Below are 20,976 nucleotides of genomic sequence, written 5' to 3'. Positions count from 1 at the left end.
GGGTGGTCCGGCCCTGGGTCTGGCGGTATCTGGTAGGTATAGCAGCGAAGGGGCGCCGCACTCTAGTCCCTGGAAACCGCTAGCGGTCAGGGGGGATTCATCGTGGACGAACCCAGCGCCTTTGGTGGCCCGAGCCACGCCCGCTACGGCGCGACGCCCCAGTCCTACCAGCCCCAAGAGCAGTACTCGTCCCAGTGGCAGTCGCCGGCGGGCGGCCAGGGCCTGGGGAACCAGGCCTTTGGGCAGTTCCAGAACCAGGCTGGCCAGGCGGGGCAGTACGGGCAGCAGGCCGGTGGCCAGTTCTTCCAGAACCAGGCCGGCCAGTACGGGCAGTATGGCCAGGCCGGCGGCTCGTTCCAGAACCAGGCGAGCCCGTACGGCCAGGCGGGCGCCTACGGCCAGTACGGGGCCCAGGCCGGGGCCCAGGCGGGCGCGTTCCAGAACCAGGCGGGCCAGTATGGCCAGTACGGCGGGCAGTACAGCCAGTCCACCGCCGCGTCCTTCGGTTCGTTTCAGAACCAGGCGGGACAGTTCGGGCAGGCCGGCCAGTACGGGCAGTACAGCCAGGCGGGCGGCCCGTTCCAGAACCAGGCCGGCCAGTACGGGCAATATGGCCAGTATGGCCAGGCCGGCGCGGGCGGGCCGAGCAGCCACGCCCAGTACGGCGCCACCGCCCAGAGCTATGACCCCGCCGAGAACTACAGCGCCCGCTGGCAGTCCCAGACCCAGGCGAATGCCGCCGGCGGTGCCGGCCTGAGCAACCAGGCCGCGATGGGCGGCTACGGCGCGGCCGGCCAGTACGGGCAGTACGGCCAGGCGGGGGGCTCCTTCCAGAACCAGGCTGGCCAGTACGGCCAGTATGGCCAATACGGCCAGTACGGGGCCGCGGCCGGCGGGCAGTCGTTCCAGAACCAGGCGGGTCAATACGGCCAGGCGGGTCAGTACGGGCAGTATGGCCAGGCCAGCGGCCAGTTCCAGAGCCAGGCGGGTCAGTACGGGCAGTACGGCCAAGCCGGCGGCCCGTTCCAGAACCAGGCCGGCCAGTACGGGCAATACGGCCAGTACGGCCAGGCCGGTGCGGCCGGGGCGGGCAGCCACGCCCAGTACGGCGCCACCGCCCAGAGCTACGACCCGGCGGAGAACTATTCCGCCAAGTGGCAGTCGGCCACGGCCAACGAGCAGACCGGCGGCGCCTTCCGCGGCTGATCCGCCGCGGCAGCGGTCGTGGGGCCCATCGTGGGGCCCAAGGGGGCCGGGTTCGTCCCGGCCCCCTTACGCTTGGCGAAGGGGCGCCGCGGGAGGAACCCGGCCCCCGAAGGCGAAGGCCCCCTTGGCAGGCCGCCGGGCGTCTCCGGCGGCCCGCCACGCCAGTGAAGGTGGGATCGCTCCCATGGAAGCCTTCGATCGTCACCCGGCGCCTGAGGACCCGGCAGTCGCCGGTCCCGCGGGCCGGCGCCATCCCGACTGGCTCAAGGTGCGCCTGGCCCAGGGCCCCAACTACAGCCGGCTGAAGCGACTCTTGCGGGGCATGAGCCTCCACACCGTCTGCGAGGAAGCCCGCTGCCCCAACATCTACGAGTGCTTCGAGAACCTGACGGCCACCTTCATGATCCTGGGGAACATCTGCACCCGGGCCTGCCGGTTCTGCGCGGTGACCACGGGCCGGCCCACGGAGCTGGACTGGGCCGAACCGGAGCGGGTGGCCGACGCGGTGAGCCGGCTGGGTCTCCAGCACGTGGTCGTCACCTCGGTGGCCCGGGACGACCTCCGGGACGGGGGTGCGGCGGTCTTCGCCGAGACCATCCGCGCCATCCGCCGCCGCTGCCCCGACACCGCCGTGGAGGTGCTGATCCCCGACTTCAACGGGGACTGGGACGCCCTGCAGGTGGTGCTGGACGCCGGGCCCGACATCCTGAACCACAACGTGGAGACGGTCCGGCGGCTGTCGGACCGGGTCCGCTCGCGGGCCAAGTACGACCGGTCCCTGGCGCTGCTGGCGGAATCGAAGCGCCGCGCCCCCCACATCAAGACCAAGTCGGGGTTGATGCTGGGGCTCGGGGAGACCTGGGACGAGATCCTGGAGACCTTGCGCGACCTGCGCGCCCATCAGGTGGACATCGTTACCATCGGCCAGTACCTGCGGCCGACCCGGGAACCCGTCCACCTGCCCGTGGAGAAGTACTACCACCCCGACGAGTTCGCCGAGCTGAAGCGGATCGGGCTCGAGCTCGGCTTCTCCCACGTGGAGTCGGGCCCGCTGGTGCGCAGTTCCTACCACGCCCACGAGCAGGCGGATCGGGCCCGGCGGCGCGAGGGCACCGGGACCGCGGACGAACCGGCGGCCGCAGCGGCGACCGCCACCGCCCCGGCGCCGGCCGCGGCCGGAGGTGCCCCCCGGCCATGACCGGCGGGCACGGCGGAAGGGCGGGATTTGCCGGGACGGCGGGGGCGGCCTCGGCATCGGGACCCGGGGCGCCGCCGGCATCCGTGCCCCGCCCGGGTTTGCCGGACCGCCCGGATCCCGGGACGGCCGCCGCTGCGGCCGATCCTGGCGCGCCCCCGCTGCGGGTCACCTGGCTGCCGGGGCTGACGCCCTACGAACCCGCCTGGCGGCTCCAGGAGCGGCTGGCGCGGGCCCGGGGCGCGGGCCGGCTGCCCGACCTGTTCCTCCTGTTGCAACACCCGCCGGTCTACACGGTGGGCCGCAGCGGCCGGGACGAGGAGATCCTGCTCAGCCCCGCCCTGCGCCGCCAGCGGGGCGTGGAGGTCTTCCACATCGACCGGGGCGGCAAGGTGACCTATCACGGGCCGGGGCAGCTGGTGGGCTACGGCATCGTCGACCTGAAGGGGCTGCCGGGCGGCCTCAAGCGCTACGTCCACGGCCTGGAGGACGCCCTGGTGGCCACCCTGGCCCGCTTCGGCATCGCCGCCCACCGGGAAGAGGGCCTGGTCGGCGTATGGGTGGGGCGGGAGAAGATCGCCGCCATCGGCATCCGGGTGAGCCGCGGCATCACCTGGCACGGCTTTGCCCTCAACGTGGACCCGGACCTGAGCTACTTTGGCGGGATCATCCCCTGCGGCATCACCGACCGGGGCGTCACCTCCATGGCCCGGTTGCTGGGGCGGGCGCCGGATCTGGCCCAGGTGGCTCGGGTCGCCGCGGAGGAACTGGCCCGGGTCCTGGGCCGGCGCCTGGAGTGGGCGCCCGGCGCGGGCTGGCTGGAGGCATGGGCCGGCGGGGAGGAGGACCCGGCCGGCGACGGCGCGCGGCCCGTCCCCCCGGCGGATCCGGCCAGGGGCGGCGGGCCCCATCCGGGGCCGGCCGGCGTCCCGGCGGGCAGCGCCGCCGGCCCCCGCTCCCGCGACGGCGGGCCGCCCGGCAGGGAGGCGACCGCGTGATGGAAGGAAACCTGCGGGTCCTGACCTTTCCCCTGGGGCCCGTCCAGGCCAACGGCTACGTGTTGCTGGATGAGGCCGCCCGGGTGGCCGTGATGGTCGATGCGCCCCACGATCCCGAGCCCATGCTGGCCGCGGCCCAGGGGTACCGGGTCGAGGCGGTGCTGCTGACCCACGCCCACTTCGACCACATCGGCGGGCTGGAGACCCTGAAGGCGGCGACCGGCGCGCCGGTGTGGATCCACCGGAACGAGGCGGCGTGGCTCGGCGACCCGGCGCTCAACCTATCGGCCTGGCTCGAGCCCGTGGTGGCCCCGCCCGCCGATCACCTGCTGGAAGGCGGCGAACGCCTGCGGTTCGGGGACATCCAGCTGGAGGTGCGGTTCACCCCCGGCCACAGCCCGGGGCACGTGGTCTACGTGGGCCGCGGCCGGGCAGAGGGGCTCGTGCTGGCGGGCGACACCCTGTTTGCCGGGGGGATCGGGCGGACCGACCTGCCGGGCGGGGACATGGAGACCCTGCTCGACAGCATCCGGCGGGAGCTTCTGGTTCTTCCCGACGAGACCCGGGTCCTGCCGGGGCACGGCCCGGCCACGCGGATCGGCACCGAGCGGAGGACGAACCCCTTCCTGCGGCTGTCCGGCCGCGGCCTCGGGTAGCCGGGTACGCCAATAGGGGGTTACGTTTATATAGCCACTCAGCAGGCCGCCGACCTGCTCCAGGTGTCCCGTCCGTACCTGGTCCGCCTGCTGGAAGAAGGGAAGATCTCCTACCACAAGGTGGGCACGCACCGTCGCATCTACCTGCGGGACGTGCTGGCCTACAAGCAGCTGCGCGACCGTCGCCGTAGGGAGACGCTCAGGGAGCTGCGCCGCGCTTCGGAGGCGCTCGGGCTGTACGATGAGGGTGCCGCGCAAGGCGTATGATCGCCTCGTCCCTGCCATGACCAACGACCCGACGGACCGACACGTGCTCGCGGCGGCGGTGGCGGCGCGCCTGAGCGGATCGCCGAGGTACTGACGGAGCTTGCCGCCGAGCGGAGGCCGCCCATGGACACGCCGGAGGGGATCCTGCGCGTGATCGAGCGCATGGTGCCGAGGTTCTGCGCGATGGCGCGGGGGCACCTGCGTAGGGGATAGCTCGGTTCCGGTTATGACACGCCCTCTAGAATCAAGTACCGAAGGGCCCCTGCCCCGAGCCGTCGATGGCCACGTGCACCTGTGCTGGGTCCGGTTCTCGACGCCGGATCGCGGCGAGCAAGTCCTGCAGGCCGTCGGCATTGTTGGGGACCCCGGAGGTAGGAAGCAGCCTGCCCCTCGTACGCTAGGCAGGTGAAGATGCGAATCACATCCCTTGCAATGCGGCGGCTAGGTACCACAGCGCCCCCAGGACGAGACGGGCCACCTGGACCATGGGGCCGGTGTCCACGGCGTCAGGCACGTCGTTCATCCGGTGCGCCCGCTCGCCGCCCGTCGCCAGGCCGGCGGCGGGGATGCCGGCCGCGGCGAGGGGCCTGTTGTCGGAGGCCACGGGGCCCTCGCGCAGGGGGATGCCCAGCTTTCGCCCGGCCCGGTCCAGGGCCGCACGCAGGGCATCGGACCCGGGGCCCATCTCCACCCACACCGCGCCCCGCCAGCGCGCCACATGGTCTATGACGATCACCCCGGAGAGCTGCGCTGCCTCAGCCGACCCTGCCGCCAGTGTCCGGGCTAGGTGGGCGCTGCCCCGGGCGCCCAGCTCCTCCGCGTCGAAAAGGGCAAAGGTCACGTCCAGTCCCCCCGGCGGTCTCGTCCGGGCTAGCACGCGGGCGACCTCCAGGACCACGGCCACCCCCGAGGCGTTGTCGGCGGCGCCTGGAAAGCGGGTGCCGTCAGGGTCGTCGCCCACCCCATCGTAATGGGCTCCGACCAGGATCCGATGTCCGCCGCCGCCTGGCAGGTCGGCCAGCAGATTGACCCCGATGGCTTCGACGGCGGTGGCCTCCGGGATGACCGCCTCCAGTTCGTTGCCCGGCAACCGCTCCGCCACCTCCGCCCGCACCCGCAGCACCGGCAGGGGCCACGGGGCAGAGGAAGGGAGTACCTTGACCAGGCCGCCGGCGTCCGCCACCTGGGGCACAAGGAGGCCCAGAGCCGCAGCGGACCGGAGCTTCGGCAGAACCTCGGCCGGGGCCGGCCCGCCGCGCGCCAGCAGGACCCAGGCGCCGCGGACCGGCACACGGCCATCCCATGGCACGACCGGGCCCCGCAGGGGAGTGGGGGCGGGGGCGCTGCGCGGGTGCACGGCGAAGTCCCCCCACCGGCGCAGGGGCTGGGGCGGGGCGCCGGGAGGCAGCCAGCGGGCCTCGGCCGGGGCGGCGGCCCTCCATACCGTGAGGGGAAAGGCCACCTCGTGTACCTGTAGGCCCGTCTCCCGCAGCCGCGCCGACAGCCAGCGCCGGGCGCGTTCCTGTCCCGGCGAGCCCACCGCACGGCCGCCAAATGCCGGGCCGGAGAGGGTCTCGACCGCTGCCCGCAAGGCCCGAGCCGCCACCCCGGCGACGGCCCGTCCCGCTTCCGTCTCCACCGGCCCGCTGTGCACGCCGATCACCCCCGCCTCCCTTACCTCCTGCCAGCGCTCAACAGCAGCCGCCGCAGCACGCCGGCTCCGCCGGCGGCCCGCCGCAGCAGGTGCTCGCCTCGTCGCCACTGCCGACGTCGCCGCAGCACCCCGTCTCGCCACAGCAACCCGAGTCGGCCGCCGGCTGCATGAAACCGCCCTCCGGCCGCCGTGTCGGGTCCTTGTCCGCGCAGGCCATCTCCGCCACCCCCCTTCTCTCAGCCGCCGGGGCCGATCTAGCCGGAGCGGATCTTACCGCCTCAGCCGAAGCCCCTCCGGCCAGCTTTGCCAGCGTCGCCGCCAGAGAGGCAACGGCGGCGCGGTCGAGGCGGTAGAACGACCAGCGGCCACGGCGCTCCTCGCGCACCAGCCCGGCCTCGCGCAGCAGCCGCAGGTGGTAGGAGACCAGGGACTGGCGCATCCCCAGGACCGCCTGCAGCTCGCAGACGCAGACAGCGTCGGCGCCGGGGGCGTCGTCGGACGCACGGGCCATCCCCGCACAGCACGATCGTCCCTCGGCCAGCAGTGCCAGGATCCGCACCCGGGCCGGGTCGGATAGGGCCCGCCCGAGGGCGGCCAGTGCCTCCTCCGGTTCCGACGTGCCTGTCGCGCTCGCGGGCGCCGCCCCGGCCATGGCCGCACCTCCCATCAAAGGATATTGATGCATGCAGGAGCAGTATAGATCAACGATTATTGATACGTCAAGGGCCTCTTTTGCGGTCGGTGGGAAAGGACGGAGGATGCACAGGTGCTGGGCGGGATGGAGCCGCGATGCTGCATAGGCCGGACACGCCCCGCATCGAGCCGGCGGGGGCGAGGGGAATACCGTGCGAGGCCGGCAAGCGGCGCGCTCTGGTGCAGCTGCCGGTCCTTAGCCGGCACGTTCACCCCGTTTGGGCTGCCGGGAGCTGGGGCGGCGCAAGCGTCGAGAGCCAGGGGAAGGCGACGGTGGCGCCGGCGGCCATCACGAGGACCGAGGACCACGCGGTCGGGGGAGCCAGCCAGCGGGCTGTGGGGGGAGGGCGGGGCGTCCCGGGGGGATCCGGGCGCGGCGGTGCGTCCGTAGACCGTGAGGGTCGCAAGGGCTGCGGCCAGGGCCGCGCCCCCCCAACCGGCAAGGGCCCAGCACCTCGCCGGGGAGGTGCTCAAGGGCCAGCCGGGTGGCGGGGCGGGTGGGGCTGAAGAGCGCGACGGCTAGCAGCCCCAGGGCGGCGGGGCGTGGGCCCCCGCCGACGGTCCCGCCGCGGGGCAGCATGGACGGCACCGGCGGCCGACACCGCGGCGCGGTCGCGGCTCCGGCGGCGGCAACGCGGCGAACGCAAGGGGTCTCCGTCCCTCCCTGGGTCCGGCATCGGGCGCGGTCCCAGTCTACACCGGGGCAGGGGTGGACGTTCGCGCCGGGCCGACGTCCCGGGGCGTCGCCGTGCTGCTCACCCCAGGGCCCGCAGGTCGCGTACGACCCCGTCCAGGGCTCGGGCGGCGGAGGGGTCGAGGGCATCCAGGGCGCGGGCCTCGACGGCCATGGCACTGAGATACAGGCGCGGTCGCTGGGCTTGCCGGGCGCAGCAGCGGGCGATCCGCGCCAGCACCAGGGCCCGGCGGTGACGTTTCGCGGCCAGCTCAAGGTTGGCCAGGTCCACCAACACGCTGGCCACCCCGGCAAGGTGGCCGCTGCGGCGATACCCCGCCAGGCACTGCCGTAGGCGCTTCCGGCCCAACCTCCACGCCCCCTGGCGCGCCTGGACGACACTGAGGTCGTGGGTGGCCGTGAGCACGCGCGTGGGGTCCCGGCCCCGGTACAGCTGGATGGCCCGCTCGAGATGGTAGGCGGCCAGGTCCAGCTGGTCGAGGGCGCAGTAGCAGACGCCTACGCCATGGTGGCAGGTGGCGATCAGCGTGCGGGGTACGTGGCGGACCGGCACCGGAACGGGCGCGGGGGCGGATGCCCTCGCCCGCGGCACCCCGCCGGCGCCAGCCTGCCCGGGCGCCGGGATCCCCTCCGGGGCCGAGGCCGGCTCCGAGCGGGAACCGGCGTTCCGGGACGGAGGGGATGCGGCGGGCTCCACCAGGGCCCCCCGGGCGTCTCCGGGCGTTGCGGGCGCGAGCACCTCCGTGCGGGAACCCTGGGCGCGCCCGCGACCCGATGGCGGGGCTGCGTGCGGCGGCCGCTCGCGGTCCGGCAACCCGGTGGCGTAGTACGCCAGAGCTTCGCGGTAGTGCCCCTGGCGGAACAGGGTGCTGGCCAGGGCCACGTGGGCCCGGATGCGGTCGGCGGGGCGGGTCGCGGCCGACGCGGCAAGGCGGAACGCCTCCGCCGCAACGGCCAGTTCGTCCCGCTCGAACGCCAGCTTGCCGCGGGTGTAATGGAGGCGAAAGGTGGTCCCCGGCGGGCAGCGATCCAGGGGGACGCGGGCCAGCAGGTTGAGGGCGGCGAACAGGCACCGGCCCGCCTCGTCCGCCTCGTTTAGACAGGCCAGAGCATAGGCCAGATCGACCTGGACGGAGAGCAAGAGGGGCGAGTCTTCGTCCTGTTCCAGCAGTTCCAGGGCTATGCGGAAGGCCTGTACCGCCTCCCCGAAACGCCGCTTCCGCGTGTAGCGGCGACCCCGCTGGACGTAGTCATGGATCACGCGGCGGCGGGAGAAGGCGTCCGGCTCGCCCAGGAAGAAGCCGACGGGTTTGCCGAGGCGCTCAGCCAGGAGGCGCAGCGTCGCCAGGGGCGGGACGACCTCGTTGGCCTCGATGCGGCTGATGTAGGAGCGGTCGAAGAGCCCGGCCGCCAGCTGCTCCTGGGTCAGGCCCAGCTCCCGACGCCGGGCCCGGATGCGGTCGCCGATCACGGGCCGGCCCTCCCTTCGCTCGGCGCGGTGGTCCCTCGGGGCGCTGGTGTGCGGCTTCCGGGTTCACCGGCGTGCACAACCGGCACGCCGTGTTCCTGCCGCCCGGGTCCATGATGGACTTGCTAACGCCCATCGCCCGCGGGCGGTGAGGACGTGTTGTAGGGTTCGTTGGACAGCCGGCGCAACCCTGTTGGTGGCGCTGACGGGGGCGGTCCTCGTGGGGGGTGGAGGTGGGGTGGCAGCAGCCGACGCCGGTGACGGCATCCACGCCGACCGGATGGGCCCGGGGATCCCGGAGCTGACGGTGGTGGCGGACCGGATGGGTCCAGAGGTCCCCGAGCGGTCGGTGCTTGGGGACCTGATGGGCCCCGGCGTCCCGGAGCTCGACGTGGAGCCCCGAGCCGACCCCGTTGACCACCGCGGCTGGTGGCGCCATCCGGCGCCTTGATGGCCCCGCGGCACCTCCCGTTGCTGACGCTCGACGTAATGACGCGACCCGGGGCGGACCGCTCGTGGCACTCCCCAGGGTCGAGTGCCACGAGGGGGTTTCGCGCCACACGCCAACCCCAGCACCAGACGGCCTGACCCGTGAACGCGGGCCTCCCGCGACCGCCGGGATCCGCTGCGGATGCATGGGCGGCGGACGATCCTCCCGTCCACCGCCCGGCGCGTGGGCCACCCCGGCCGTCCGACCCGCCGGCATTGTCGGCGGGCGGCGGGTGCCGGAAGCAGCCCTGGGGGGGAGGCCTGGGACCCTGCGGTCCCACCGGGCCCGACGGGCCACGTTTGGGCGGCGGTCCCGTCCAGGCGGTAGAGGAGGTGGGCCGGTGGTGCAGGGGGAGACCGGGACCGGCAGCGACTGCTGGTGCAGGATCGCGTCCACGGTCCTGGAGGTGTTGTTGACCCAGGCCCTGTGGCTTGGTGTCCGGGTCGGCTGGCCCGCACGGCGGCTCCCGTGGCGGTCGACCAGGGCGAGGCCGCGGCGGTGGGGGCTGCCCGGCGGCCGTCGCGACCGCCGCGTGCGGCATCGCGCCGCCGTCCGGCACCGACGGATGACGGCCTGAGCTGCGGGACCGCCGCCCGCAGCTTGGCGGTAGGAGGGAGAGAGCGTGTTCCTGCGCATCGACCGCTTGGCCGTGGAGTTGCCGCGACCGAAGGAGGCGGATCCGAACGCCGCCGCGGCGGTCCAAGAGCTGCTGGGCGGGCGCTTCGGCGAGATGTCGACGCTGATGAACTACACCTACCAGTCCTTCAACTTCCGCGGCCGGGAGAAGCTGCGGCCCTACTACGACCTGCTGGTCAACATCGCAACGGAAGAGCTGGGGCACATCGAGCTGGTGGCGGCGACGATCAACCTGCTGCTTGAGGGGAGCACGCGGCCGGGCGCCCCGGAGACGGCGCCGCTGGCGGGGGCGAAGGACGTGCGCAACACCCACCACTTCATCGCCACGGGCCAGACGGCGCTGGTGGGCAACTCCATGGGTGCGCCCTGGAGCGGCGACTACGTGTTCTCGAGCGGCAACCTGGTGCTAGACCTCTTGCACAACTTCTTCTTGGAGTGCGGGGCGCGGCTGCAGAAGATCCGGGTTTACGAGATAACGACGAACCCCGTGGCGCGGGAGATGATCGGCTATCTGCTGGTGCGGGGCGGGGTGCACGCGCTGGCGTACGCGCGGGCGCTCGAGACGCTGACGGGGGTCGAGGTGGCGCGGATGCTGCCGATCCCGGACATCGACAACAGCAAGTTCCCCGAGGCGCGCAAGTTCGAGGCGATGGGGATCCACCGCAAGCTGTACCGCCTCAGCCCGGCAGACTTCCGGGAGGTGGCGCGGATCTGGAAGGGGACGGCGCCGGACGGCGGGCAGCTGGAGGTGGTGGACGGCGCGCCGGAGGGCGGGCCTGTGCCCGAGCTGGCGGAGGTGCCGGAGAGCTTCGTGCCGGGCATCGACGCCGGGGAGCTGCAGGAGCTGGCGCGGAAACTGGCCAGCGCCTGAGGCGTGCGGCGCCTGCGGGGGACGGCACCCCCGCGGGGAAGCGCTCCCGCCGGGGCTCTGGCGGACGGAGGGCGTTGGCGAGGAGGACGCCTGGATCGATCAGTCCGTTGGTGTCTGGGGGCGAGCGACGCGGCGGGTGTCGATGGGCCCCAAGCCCGCGGCCCGGCGGTGGTTCCGCGGAACCGCTGCCGGGCCGTCGCATTCCTTCGGCAGGGGGGCGTCCCGGCGGCAGAAGGGCGTCCCGGCCCGGGCGCAGTCCCCACTGAGGCCTACGGCCGGCGGCGGCGCGGCAGTCAAATCCGCTGTTGCCAGCGGGGAGACCGCACGGTGCCGGCCCGGCGCTCCGCCCGCCGGTGCTCAGCGGGCGGCGGAGCCGTCCTCCCCATCGGGCCAGGGGAAGCCGTCGGGCCGGTCGGAGGAGCCGGAGGGGCCGGGTTCGTCCCGGTCGCCGGCGGCGCGGCCCCATCCCCAGAAGCGGTCATCGGGGCGGCGGCGGGCCTGGGGCGCCTCGCAGCCCGCCGTCCCCTCCCCGTCGCCGGGGGCGGCGCCTGCCGCCGGGGGGATCGGCTTGCGGCCGCGAAAGCCCTCGTGCTCGCCGTGGTAGTAGGCGACCCGGGGCTCGCCCAGCCGCCAGCACAGCAGCACCGGCTCGCCGTTGATCCAGGCAGGGAAGTCGACCAGGCCCAGGTCGACGTCCTTGACCAGGCACCCGAAGCCGTGGATCTCGGCCAGCAACCGGTTCGCCTCTTCGACGGCGGCGCGCAGGGCCTGGCGGGCCAGCTTGTAGTCGTAGGCCATGATCAGGGTGCCGTCGGGCTTGTAGCCGACGGCCTTGATCTGCTCCATCTCCCGGTAGGACTGGCGCGCCTTCTGGTAGAGCCGGCGCAGCCGCAGGAGCCGCTGCCGGATGGCGGGCAGCAGGGCGGTGGCTTCCTCGGGTGTGAAGAACTTGCGGCCTCCGCCGGGCATGGGGGTCACCTCGACTCAAACTGGTGTTATTGTAGCATCGTCGCCGGGCGCGGCAACGGCTGGTTCAACCAGCGGAACCCGCAGCAGGCTGCAAATCGCAGCTGGCTGCAAACCGCAGCAGGCTGCAAACCGCAGCAGGCTGCGCCGCCCGGCCGAATCGGGCTTCAGCGGGGGTGAGGATGACGTGGCGGAGGCAGACCCGCGCGGGAAACCGGGGGACGGCCGCCCTGCCGACGGGCACCCTGCCGGCGAGCGCCCCTCCTGGGATGCCTATTTCATGGAGCTGGCGGCCGTCGTGGCCCGGCGTTCCACCTGTCCGCGCCGCCACGTGGGGGCGGTGCTGGTGCGGGACCGGCGCATCCTGGCCACGGGCTACAACGGCGCCCCGCCAGGCTTCCCCCACTGCACCGAGGCGGGGTGCCTGATGCAGGACGGCCACTGTGTCCGCACCATCCACGCCGAGGCCAACGCCATCCTCCAGGCGGCCCTGCACGGGGTGACGGTGCGCGGCAGCACCCTCTACACCACCGCCACGCCGTGCCTGCACTGCGCCAAGCTCTTGATCGGCGCCGGGGTGGTGCGGGTGGTGTACCGGGACTGGTATCCCGACCCGCGGGCCGTGGAGTTCCTCGAGCTGGCCGGGATCCCTCTGGAGGCCGTCGGGCCGGCGGGACAGGCGCCGGCCCGGTAGATCGGCCCGGCAGGCCGGCCGGTCGGGGCGGCCCCGGCGAGGGCCGCCGGAAAAAGGCAGAGGCGCTGCGCGGGGCGCGCACCGCCTCTGCTGGGGGCATGGGTACCCTCCGGCCGCAAACCAGGCGGGCGGGGCCTGCAACCGCCCGATCGGACCGGAAGCTCGTTTGCCGGTTCCACCAGGGAACCTGGCCGGGCTCGCGGGGGTAAGGGGCATGGGATGCGTCCCCCGCGCAAGCAAGCTTTTCGACATCCCGTACGGCATCCCTGCTTCTTTCGGGGACCGAATTGATTGGATCGAACGCCAAACCGCTGGATCAGCGCACCAGGGCCTCCAATTCCTTCAGGATCTCCTTGGTCTTGCGGGCGTACTCCTCGTACATTTGCCGCGCCTCGGGATCGTCGGTCTCCAGGGCCCAGGAGCTGAAGTCCGCGTGGAGGGATTGGAGGTCGTTGCCCAGCATGACCCGGGTCGGCGGCTGGGTGATGGTTTGGGTGTCCTGCTTGAGGTCGACGTAGAGCTGGTTGCCGACCACCTGGCCGACCATGACCTGGCTGGGGTCGTCGACGCCGTGGCGCAGGAGCTCCTGCTGCAACCAGGCCTCGTCCTTGCCCGCCGCCCGCAACGAATTGGGAAGAACCTGCCCGTTGGCGATGACCACGTAGGGGAACTCCGGCCGCGACGGGGTGAGGACGCCGGCCGTCTTGGCCGTCAGGGGCTCGTATTCAGGCTTTTTCAGCACGGTCAGCTGGCCGTCGGTCTCCATCAGCGCCCAGTCCACCTGGCGCAGGTCGAAGACGTTCTTCTGCCGCAGCAGCTCCATCAGCTCGGCGACCGACAGCCGGGCCATCTGCAGGCCCTTCTCTTGCACCTGGCCGCGGGCCACCACGACCACCGGCTCGCCCTCGATGAACTTGCGGGCCAGGTTGCTGTTCTGCTGCAGGTAGGTGAGGACCAGGGCGGCGACGGCCCACACCGCCACCCCGACGATGCCGTCCAGGAACCGGTTCTGGGGGTCCGTCGAGGCCTGGGCGGCGATGGAGCCGATGGTGATGCCCACCACGTACTCGGTGAAGGTCAGCTGGGACACCTGCTTGCGCCCCACGAACCGGGTCAGGAAGAAGAGCCAGATGAAGGCGATGACGGACCGGATCAAGACCAGTAGCGTCTCAGGCACCCCGTCGTCCCCCCAAGCCTCCGTATAAGTGGGTCTTCGCCCGCTTCCGCTCCCATTGTCTGCGGCCCCGGCGCGAAATACGCACCCGGGGCCCGGGGGATACTCGCAACCGCGGGAGCCTTTTCACCTCCCCGCTGGGATCGCCGTGGGGCCTACTGGACAAGGGGGGCCTTTGCGATGACGACCTACGCCAAGTTGCTGCGGGCGGCGGCCACGCTGAAGCGGGTTCGCGCCGGGCTCGACTCGCTGGCCGCCAGCGCCCAGTCCGAAGAAGAACGGGAGCGCCTGCGCCGGGCGGCGGCCCAGGCGCGGGTGATGGAACAAGGTTTGGAACGCCGGATCCGCCGGGTGGCGGCGGAGGAACCGGAATACGCCCGCCAGTCCCCGGGCGGCGAGCTCTTCGGCGCCGACGGCCGCAACGACCACCGGCCGCCCGCCCGCGAACCGGTCGAACCGGCCGCCGAGGCGACGCCGAGCAAGCCGCTGCCCGCGGAGCCTGAACGCGAGCGCCGGCGCCGGGACGGGGCCGAGCCGGTGGCCGCGGGCCGGGGCGCCGCCAGCGGCGGCGGCAAGGAGTAGCGCGGCCGATGAAGACGCGGCGGTATGTGATCGTCGTCCTGCTGGTGGCAATGGGGATCGCCCTGGGGGTGGCCCCTTCGTACTTTCGCAAGCCCCTCACCCCCAGCGGGGTGATCGGCCGGGGCATCGAGGCCACCCTGGCCGCCGTACGGGCGGAGGACTGGGAGCGGGCCAGCGCCCTGGCGGCGCGCCTGGAGTCCGATTGGAAACGGGTGCGGGTGCCGGTGGCGGTCAACAGCGACGCCACGGCGATCCGGGAGTTCGAGGCCCAGCTGGCCACCCTGCGGGCCGCCATCCAGCTGCGGGACAAGAAGGAGGCCGTCACGGCCCTGGCGCTGATGATCACGCTGATCGAGGACATCGGGACGTACTGATCGGCCTGATCAGCCTACTGAAACGCCGGGACGTGCTCGGGCCTGCAAGGGGGCGCAGGACGCGGCCGAGAGTACCGGAAGGGGCGCGTGACGGGCCGCGGGCGTCGGCAACGGGCGGTCGGAGAGCGGTGCGGATGGCGGTCGGAGAGCGGTCCGGCTTCGGAAGGGAGGCGGGCACGGGTGTACGGGGAAGCGGGGGGACCCCGCCAGGGCGGGGCGAGGGGTCCCGTCGGCGGTGCCGTTGCGATGAAGATCCATGGGATGAAGATCCATGGCGGGTACGGCGAAGGGGCCACCGGTGACCCGTGGGGCGGGCGGCCTCACGGCCGGCCTCTGTGGCGGCCGCAGGGAAGCCGGGGCGACGCGTCCCGCCAAGGCCGGCGGGGCTGGGGCGCCGCCCTTCGGCGCCCAGGGTCCGTTGCGACCCCGTTCCTGCACCGGCCCGCGGCCCGGTCCCGGCGCTCTGCCGCGGCGGCCGCCTCGGCCGGCATCCTGATCGCGGCGCTGATTTTGGCCGGCTGCCGGATGAACCTGGGGGCCGGCGCCCCTGGCGGGCCTGGCAAGGCGGCCAAGCCGGACCGGGCGCCCGGGCTCAGCGCCACCAGCATCCCCGTGGTCGACCCCGACTCCGGCGACACCCTGGCCCGGCTGGACGAGCTGCTGGATCGGGCCGACCTGCGACCGGGAGCGCGCCAGCCGGACTACGATCCCCTGGTGGCCAGGGTGCGCGCCTTCATCGAGACCCGCCCCCAGACCTTCGGCATCTACTTCAAGGACCTGCAGACGGGGGCCACCTGGGGCATCAACGAGCGGGAGCCCATTCACGCCGCCAGCACCATCAAGGTGCCGCTGGTCCTCTACGTCAACCACCAGGTGGCGGCGGGGCGGGCCCGCATGGACGACCGCATCGTCTACGAGCCCGACCGCGACCTGACCGGCGGCGCCGGCATCCTCCAGCGGGACGGGTTCCCCGGCAAGAGCTACTCCCTGCGCGTGCTGACCAACCTCTCCATCACCATCAGCGACAACGTGACGACCAACATGCTCTTCCGGCACTTCGGCAAGGACAAGGTGGGCGAGTTCATGCGCAGCCTGGGCGGCGAGGTGATCTTCCCCGAGGGGCGCCGGATCAGCACCGCCCGGGACATGGGCCTGTACGTGGAGGCGGTGCTGGACTTCGCCCGGCAACACCCGCTGCTGGGCGGCCGGATGCTGGACGACATGGGTCACGCCATCTTTCACGTGGGCCTGCCCGGCCAGTTGCCCCCGGACGTGTTCGTCGCCCACAAGGAGGGGGACATCGAAGGGGTCGCCGACGACGTGGGGATCGTCTTCTCCGAACGGCCTTACGTGCTCGCCATCCTGTCCAAGGGCGTGGACAACATCGACCAGGGCTTCGAGGACATCGCCCGGATCAGCAAGATCGTGTACGACTACCAGCAGAGGCTCGGGCCTGCCCGCTGAGTCCCATCGGAAGGTGCCGGTGCCTCGTCGCTGCCCCGCGCACAACCTCTTCCGTCGCGCTGGCATCCCCGTGCAGCTGGAATGGCGAGTGCGCGGCCGGGATTGAGGGGGCCGCGGGCCGGCGCCCACCCGCTGGGCGCCGGCCGCACGCCGGTTCTCCCCGGGGTCCCGGCCCCCACCGCGACCCCGCCCGCGCCCCGCCACGGCGCCGGGAGATCGACTCACTCGGCCCGCCCGGGTTCGGTCATGCGGCGCGGGTCGAGCAGGCGGTTCGTCTCCTCTTCCGACAAGAGCCCCTTCTCCAGGATCAGCTGGCGCACCGTCCGCCCCGTGGCGTAAGCCTCCTTGGCGATCTCCGCCGAGGTGTCGTAGCCCAGGCGCGGCACCAGGGAGGTGACCATGGCCAGGGAGCCCTCGATCAGCGCCTCGCACCGCTCGCGGTTCGCCTCGATGCCGCGCACGCAGCGGGCGGTGAAGGTGGCCGCCCCGTTGGCCAGAAGCTCGATGGACTGCAGCAGGTTGTGGGCCATCACCGGCATCATCACGTTGAGCTCGAAGTTGCCGTGGGTGTTGCTGACGGCGATGGCCACGTCGTTGCCGATCACCTGGGCGCAGACCATCATCAGCATCTCCGACATCACCGGGTTGACCTTGCCCGGCATGATGGACGAACCCGGCTGGGTCGGCGGGATCAGGATCTCGCCGATGCCGCAGCGGGGGCCGGAGCCCAGCCAGCGGATGTCGTTGGCGATCTTCATCAGGCTCGTCGCCACCGCCCGCAGCTGGCCGCTGGCTTCGACCACCGCATCGCGGGAGCCCTGGGCCTCGAAGTGGTTTTCCGCCTCCCGGAAGGGCAGGCCCGTCGCCTCGGCGATCCGGGCGATGGTGCGGCGCGGGAACTCGGGGTGGGTGTTGATGCCCGTCCCCACCGCCGTGCCGCCCAGGGCCAGCTCCGCCAGGTGTTCCCGTACCGAGCGCAGCCGGCGGATGCCGTGGTCGACCATGCTGGCGTAGCCGGAGAACTCCTGGCCCAGGCGGATCGGCGTGGCGTCCTGCAGGTGGGTGCGGCCGATCTTGATCACGTCATCGAAGGCGCGGGCCTTCTCCGCCAGGGCGTCCCGCAGGGCCTCCAGGGCCGGGATCAGCTTGCGCTCGATCTGCTCCAGGGCGGCGATGTGGATCGCCGTGGGGATCACGTCGTTGCTGGACTGGCCCATGTTGACGTGGTCGTTGGGGTGGACGCTGCGGGTGCCCAGCTGGCCGCCCAGGATCTGGATGGCCCGGTTGGCGATGACCTCGTTGGCGTTCATGTTGGTTGAGGTGCCGGAGCCGGTCTGGAAGATGTCCAGGACGAAGTGGTCGTCCAGCTTGCCCTCGATGACCTCATCGGCCGCCTGGACGATGGCCTCCGCCAGCCGGGCGTCCAGAAGTCCCAGCTCGGCGTTGGTCTGGGCGGCGGCCCGCTTGATCAGCCCCAGGGCGCGGATGAACGGGCGCGGGAAGCGGATGCCGCTGATGGGGAAGTTCTCTACGGCCCGCTGGGTCTGGGCGCCGTAGAGGGCATCGGCGGGAACCCGCATCTCGCCCATGGAGTCCCGCTCGATGCGGTAGGCTTGTTCTGCCACGGGGAGCCACCTCCACCAGGATGGCTTGTGCCAACCCGATCATACCACTGGCGCCAGGGACTGGGCGGAGGCCCGGGGGGCCGGTCTCGCACCTCCCAGGGGCCGGCGCCGCGGCCGGCGCGAACGGGACGAGGCGGAGGCCCAAGCCCAAGCCCGGGCACTGCCCTGGCCGGTTCGTCCCGGCGGCTCAGGCGCCGTCCCTGGGCTTGCCCGCCGCCTCGGCGGGCTCCCGGGGCGGGAAGAGGACCGAGGCCAGGACCGACGCGCCCAGGATGACGGCCAGGATGCCCAGGGAGGTGGCGGGCGCCAGGTGAACGACGTCGATCAGGAGCATCTTGGTGCCGATGAAGACCAGCGTGACGGCCAGCCCGTACTTGAGGTAGCGGATCAGCGGCAGGATCGCGCTGAAGACGAAGAACAGCGAGCGCAGGCCGATGATGGCGAAGACGTTGGCGGTGTAGACGATGAAGGGATCCCGGGTGATGCCGAAGATCGCCGGGATGGAGTCCAGGGCGAACATCAGGTCCGTCGTCTCCACCAGGACCAGCACGACGAAGAGGGGCGTCGCCCAGAGCCGGCCGTCTCGCCGGATGAAGAAGCGGCCGCCGTGGTACTCCTCGGTCACCGGCAGCAGGCGGCGGACCAGCCGCAGCACGGGGTTGCGGGCCACGGACCCGCCTTCGTCCTCCTTGTGGCGCAGGAACTTCAGGCCGGTGAAGATCAGGATGACGCCGAAGACGTAGAGCAACCAGTCGAAGCGCTCCAGCAGCGCTGCGCCGCCCCAGATCATTAGGCCGCGCATGATCAGGGCGCCCAGCACGCCCCAGAGCAAGACCCGCGGCCGCAGCGCCTCGGGCACGGCGAAGAACGAGAAGACGGCGATGAAGACGAAGATGTTGTCCATGCTCAGGGCGTACTCCACCAGGTAACCGGCGAAGTACTCGGCCATGGCGGTGCCGCCCCGGGCCTGGCCGAGCCAGATGCCGAAGCCGACGGCCACGGCCACGTAGAACAGGGTGCGCAGCACCGCCTGGCGGGCGGTGGGGTGGTCCTGCCGGCGGCCCAGCCCCAGGTCGAACAGGATCAGCGCCACCACCAGCAGGTTGAACAAGAGGAAGGTCAAAGGCGGTCCCTCCTTGGTGAGCAGGATGTGCGACACCCCGGCCAACGAAAAAGACCTCCGGGTCGCAGCGATCGAGGGTCGCTGGCGCCCGAAGGTCTTGCCCGCTTCCGTCGCGCGCCGCGGGCCGGGCGGCGCAACGGTCGCCCCGTATTGACGGCCCGCGGGACCGCGGGACCTCCGGCCGGGACGGCCCGCGAAGCGGGGCGTCCGGCCGGTTCCTCCCGCGGCGGCTACTCCCCTTCAGGGATCGCGCTGGGTTCGTTGACGCTTGCCGGTGTGGCCGATGGCCGCCGCTGGCGATGGGCCCGCCGAGGCGCCCACCGAGGTGCCCACCGGGCCCGATGGCGGGACCCGGCGACCCGGCGGCCTGGCGGCGCGGCGGCCTCGCGGCCGGGAAGAAGACCGGGGCGCGCCCGGCCCGGCGTTCCGCTCAATTATACTGGGTGGGGACGGCCGTTGGGAACGGAGGGATGGGTTTTGGTCTGGATCGGGGTGGCCGTGGGGGGAGCGGCCGGCGCCGTGGCGCGCTACGGTCTCAGCCAGTGGGTGGCGGCCCGGGCGCCCGGTGGGTTTCCCTGGGGGACGCTGGCCATCAACCTGACGGGAGCCTTCCTGCTGGCGTTCCTCCACCCGCTGCTGCTGAATACCGTGACATCGCCCGCCCTGCGCCTCGCCCTGACCAGCGGTTTCGTCGGCGCGTACACCACCTTCTCGACGATGACGTGGGAGGCGCTCACCTTGCTCCAGGAGGGCCGGCCCGGGGCCGCGGCCGCCTACCTGGGGGCCAGCCTGGTCCTGGGCATGGGGGCCGCCTGGCTGGGCTGGGGCACCGGCCAGGGATTGGGGATGCGGCCGTGACGGGGCAAGACCGCCGTTCCCCCGGCGGGGGAAACCCCGGCGCGGCCCCCGGGAGGGGGGAACCGGCGATGCGCATCGAAGCGCCGGCCCGGCGCCTGACGGTCTACATCGGCGAGACGGACCGGTGGCAGGGACAGCCCCTCTACCACGCCATCGTCCTCAAGGCGCGGGAGCTGGGGCTGGCCGGGGCCACCGTGTACCGCGGCATCGAGGGCTTCGGCGCCAACAGCCGCGTCCACGCGGCCCGGATCCTGGAGCTTTCCGCCGACCTGCCGGTGATCGTGGAGGTCATCGACCACGTGGACCGGCTTCAGCCCCTCCTCGCCTTTCTCGACGAGGCGGTGCAGGAGGGACTGGTGGTCCTGGAGGACGTGGAGATCGTCGCCTACCGGAAGAACCGGCACCGGTGAGCGGGACCCGGGCGGCAACCCCGGCCGCCGGGCGGCGGACCCTGCGCCGGCGGGACGGCCCGTGGGAACCCGGCGGCACGAGTGCGGGCCCCGGGCGCGGCTGCCCCGGCGCACCCCGCTCCGGGTTGGCCCTAGCGGCCGGGTCGGATCACCACCCGCGCCACCATCCCGTTCTTGCGGTGGCCCGGCATCCCGCACCAGATGGGGAAGGCGCCGGGCTCGGCCGGTGCGGTCCACTCCACCACCTGGCGCTGGCCCGGCGGGACCTCCAGGTCCGGGCCCAGCTTGCCGGCGGAGCGCACCTGATGGGGCAGGCGGGGGTCGGTGTTGACCACTACCAGCCGCACCGTCTCCCCGGGGCGCACCACCACCTCCCGGGGCTCGATGGTGAAGTCGGGGGTCAGGGTCAGGGTGAGGGTCCGGGGTCCCCAGGGCCGGGCGCCGCAACCGCTCAGCAGCAGGGCCAGCACGAGGCCGGCGACGACCAGGACGGGGCGGCGGGAGGAACCCGGCCGGCGGCCCGGCGACCGGCCGGCACCCGCGGGGGTCCGGGTCGCCGGGGCCAGGGCCCTCGGGTGCCTCGGATTCGACGCCCCGGCACCGGGGGGCCGTGACGGATTGGCGGGATGGGCCCCCTGATCCGGGCGCCGGCCCAGGAGGCCGGGCCGGGCGGGTCGAACCCCCCGGCAGGTAGCCTCGGACGGCCCGGGGGCGATGGGGTGAGGACGGGCGCCCCGCGGCGCGGCGTTCCGACGCGGCTGCCGGCCGGCGGGCCGGCGGCAAGGACCCGGCTTGGGCACGGCGACGGCGGGCGGCACGGCGCTCCCTCCCGGCACCTCCGGCCCCGCCGCCCGCGGCTGCGGGGCCGGGGCGGCGAC

General features: G+C 73.0%; 21 protein-coding genes. 13 read left to right on the top strand and 8 right to left on the bottom strand.

Annotated features, from left to right (window positions below):
* Positions 1-102 precede the first annotated feature (102 nt).
* The 5 genes from ACYQ02_RS07150 (at position 103) to ACYQ02_RS07130 (ending at position 4,322) form a co-directional block, all read left to right on the top strand.
* Positions 103-1,206 carry a hypothetical protein gene (locus ACYQ02_RS07150; RefSeq protein ID WP_460039747.1) on the top strand — a complete coding sequence of 368 codons (1,104 nt, stop codon included), beginning with the start codon at positions 103-105 and terminating at the stop codon, positions 1,204-1,206.
* Between the two features lie 184 nt (positions 1,207-1,390).
* Positions 1,391-2,404 carry a lipoyl synthase gene (gene lipA, locus ACYQ02_RS07145; RefSeq protein WP_460039746.1) on the top strand — a complete coding sequence of 338 codons (1,014 nt, stop codon included), beginning with the start codon at positions 1,391-1,393 and terminating at the stop codon, positions 2,402-2,404.
* 83 nt (positions 2,405-2,487) lie between these two features.
* Positions 2,488-3,399, top strand: a complete 912-nt coding sequence (lipB, locus tag ACYQ02_RS07140; protein ID WP_460039745.1) for a lipoyl(octanoyl) transferase LipB — start codon at positions 2,488-2,490, stop codon at positions 3,397-3,399.
* Positions 3,399-4,055 carry an MBL fold metallo-hydrolase gene (locus ACYQ02_RS07135; RefSeq protein WP_460039779.1) on the top strand — a complete coding sequence of 219 codons (657 nt, stop codon included), beginning with the start codon at positions 3,399-3,401 and terminating at the stop codon, positions 4,053-4,055. Before lipB ends, ACYQ02_RS07135 begins: the two co-directional genes overlap by 1 nt.
* A gap of 12 nt (positions 4,056-4,067) precedes the next feature.
* On the top strand, positions 4,068-4,322 hold the full coding sequence (locus ACYQ02_RS07130; RefSeq protein WP_460039778.1) for an excisionase family DNA-binding protein: 255 nt from the start codon (positions 4,068-4,070) through the stop codon (positions 4,320-4,322).
* A gap of 418 nt (positions 4,323-4,740) precedes the next feature.
* On the opposite strand, the gene ACYQ02_RS07125 is transcribed toward ACYQ02_RS07130, so the two are convergent.
* From ACYQ02_RS07125 to ACYQ02_RS07115, 3 genes are all read right to left on the bottom strand, one after another.
* Entirely contained in the window at positions 4,741-5,985 is a 1,245-nt protein-coding gene (locus ACYQ02_RS07125) for a M28 family peptidase (protein ID WP_460039744.1), read from the bottom strand.
* A gap of 28 nt (positions 5,986-6,013) precedes the next feature.
* Entirely contained in the window at positions 6,014-6,628 is a 615-nt protein-coding gene (locus ACYQ02_RS07120; protein WP_460039743.1) for an ArsR/SmtB family transcription factor, read from the bottom strand.
* 796 nt (positions 6,629-7,424) lie between these two features.
* The gene (locus tag ACYQ02_RS07115; protein ID WP_460039742.1) at positions 7,425-8,834 is read right to left on the bottom strand and encodes a helix-turn-helix domain-containing protein; all 1,410 of its coding nucleotides are present in this window, start codon (positions 8,832-8,834) and stop codon (positions 7,425-7,427) included.
* A gap of 235 nt (positions 8,835-9,069) precedes the next feature.
* Here ACYQ02_RS07115 and ACYQ02_RS07110 point away from each other — a divergent pair, with 235 nt between their 5' ends.
* Together ACYQ02_RS07110 and ACYQ02_RS07105 are read left to right on the top strand one after the other, a co-directional pair.
* Positions 9,070-9,282 carry a hypothetical protein gene (locus tag ACYQ02_RS07110; RefSeq protein WP_460039741.1) on the top strand — a complete coding sequence of 71 codons (213 nt, stop codon included), beginning with the start codon at positions 9,070-9,072 and terminating at the stop codon, positions 9,280-9,282.
* A gap of 661 nt (positions 9,283-9,943) precedes the next feature.
* Positions 9,944-10,828, top strand: coding sequence for a manganese catalase family protein (locus tag ACYQ02_RS07105; protein WP_460039740.1), 885 nt, complete (start codon positions 9,944-9,946; stop codon positions 10,826-10,828).
* Positions 10,829-11,185: 357 nt separating this feature from the next.
* On the opposite strand, the gene ACYQ02_RS07100 is transcribed toward ACYQ02_RS07105, so the two are convergent.
* The gene (locus ACYQ02_RS07100) at positions 11,186-11,797 is read right to left on the bottom strand and encodes a DUF2203 domain-containing protein (protein ID WP_460039739.1); all 612 of its coding nucleotides are present in this window, start codon (positions 11,795-11,797) and stop codon (positions 11,186-11,188) included.
* Between the two features lie 277 nt (positions 11,798-12,074).
* Between ACYQ02_RS07100 and ACYQ02_RS07095 the strand changes: the two genes are divergently transcribed.
* The gene (locus ACYQ02_RS07095) at positions 12,075-12,488 is read left to right on the top strand and encodes a deoxycytidylate deaminase (RefSeq protein WP_460039738.1); all 414 of its coding nucleotides are present in this window, start codon (positions 12,075-12,077) and stop codon (positions 12,486-12,488) included.
* Between the two features lie 316 nt (positions 12,489-12,804).
* On the opposite strand, the gene ACYQ02_RS07090 is transcribed toward ACYQ02_RS07095, so the two are convergent.
* Positions 12,805-13,665, bottom strand: coding sequence for a DUF421 domain-containing protein (locus tag ACYQ02_RS07090; RefSeq protein WP_460039737.1), 861 nt, complete (start codon positions 13,663-13,665; stop codon positions 12,805-12,807).
* Between the two features lie 177 nt (positions 13,666-13,842).
* On the opposite strand from ACYQ02_RS07090, the gene ACYQ02_RS07085 reads away from it, so the two are divergent.
* The 3 genes from ACYQ02_RS07085 (at position 13,843) to ACYQ02_RS07075 (ending at position 16,082) form a co-directional block, all read left to right on the top strand.
* Positions 13,843-14,244: a translation initiation factor IF-2 gene (locus ACYQ02_RS07085; RefSeq protein ID WP_460039736.1), complete on the top strand. Its 402-nt coding sequence runs from the start codon at positions 13,843-13,845 to the stop codon at positions 14,242-14,244.
* Positions 14,245-14,252: 8 nt separating this feature from the next.
* The gene (locus ACYQ02_RS07080) at positions 14,253-14,618 is read left to right on the top strand and encodes a DUF4363 family protein (protein ID WP_460039735.1); all 366 of its coding nucleotides are present in this window, start codon (positions 14,253-14,255) and stop codon (positions 14,616-14,618) included.
* A 525-nt stretch (positions 14,619-15,143) separates the two neighbouring features.
* Positions 15,144-16,082, top strand: a complete 939-nt coding sequence (locus tag ACYQ02_RS07075; protein ID WP_460039734.1) for a serine hydrolase — start codon at positions 15,144-15,146, stop codon at positions 16,080-16,082.
* A gap of 221 nt (positions 16,083-16,303) precedes the next feature.
* Here the strand turns inward: ACYQ02_RS07075 and ACYQ02_RS07070 are convergent, their stop codons facing one another.
* Both ACYQ02_RS07070 and ACYQ02_RS07065 read right to left on the bottom strand, forming a co-directional pair.
* The gene (locus tag ACYQ02_RS07070; RefSeq protein WP_460039733.1) at positions 16,304-17,707 is read right to left on the bottom strand and encodes a class II fumarate hydratase; all 1,404 of its coding nucleotides are present in this window, start codon (positions 17,705-17,707) and stop codon (positions 16,304-16,306) included.
* A gap of 187 nt (positions 17,708-17,894) precedes the next feature.
* Entirely contained in the window at positions 17,895-18,866 is a 972-nt protein-coding gene (locus ACYQ02_RS07065; protein ID WP_460039777.1) for a TerC family protein, read from the bottom strand.
* Between the two features lie 441 nt (positions 18,867-19,307).
* On the opposite strand from ACYQ02_RS07065, the gene crcB reads away from it, so the two are divergent.
* Positions 19,308-19,688: a fluoride efflux transporter CrcB gene (gene crcB / locus ACYQ02_RS07060; RefSeq protein WP_460039732.1), complete on the top strand. Its 381-nt coding sequence runs from the start codon at positions 19,308-19,310 to the stop codon at positions 19,686-19,688.
* 68 nt (positions 19,689-19,756) lie between these two features.
* The gene (locus ACYQ02_RS07055) at positions 19,757-20,098 is read left to right on the top strand and encodes a DUF190 domain-containing protein (protein ID WP_460039731.1); all 342 of its coding nucleotides are present in this window, start codon (positions 19,757-19,759) and stop codon (positions 20,096-20,098) included.
* A 131-nt stretch (positions 20,099-20,229) separates the two neighbouring features.
* Here the strand turns inward: ACYQ02_RS07055 and ACYQ02_RS07050 are convergent, their stop codons facing one another.
* Complete coding sequence (locus tag ACYQ02_RS07050) at positions 20,230-20,568, bottom strand: cupredoxin domain-containing protein (protein WP_460039730.1); 339 nt, start codon at positions 20,566-20,568, stop codon at positions 20,230-20,232.
* Between the last annotated feature and the right edge of the window lie 408 nt (positions 20,569-20,976).

It is taken from the genome of Thermaerobacter litoralis (assembly GCF_054654595.1).
This window is presented reverse-complemented; position numbering and strand designations above follow the sequence as displayed.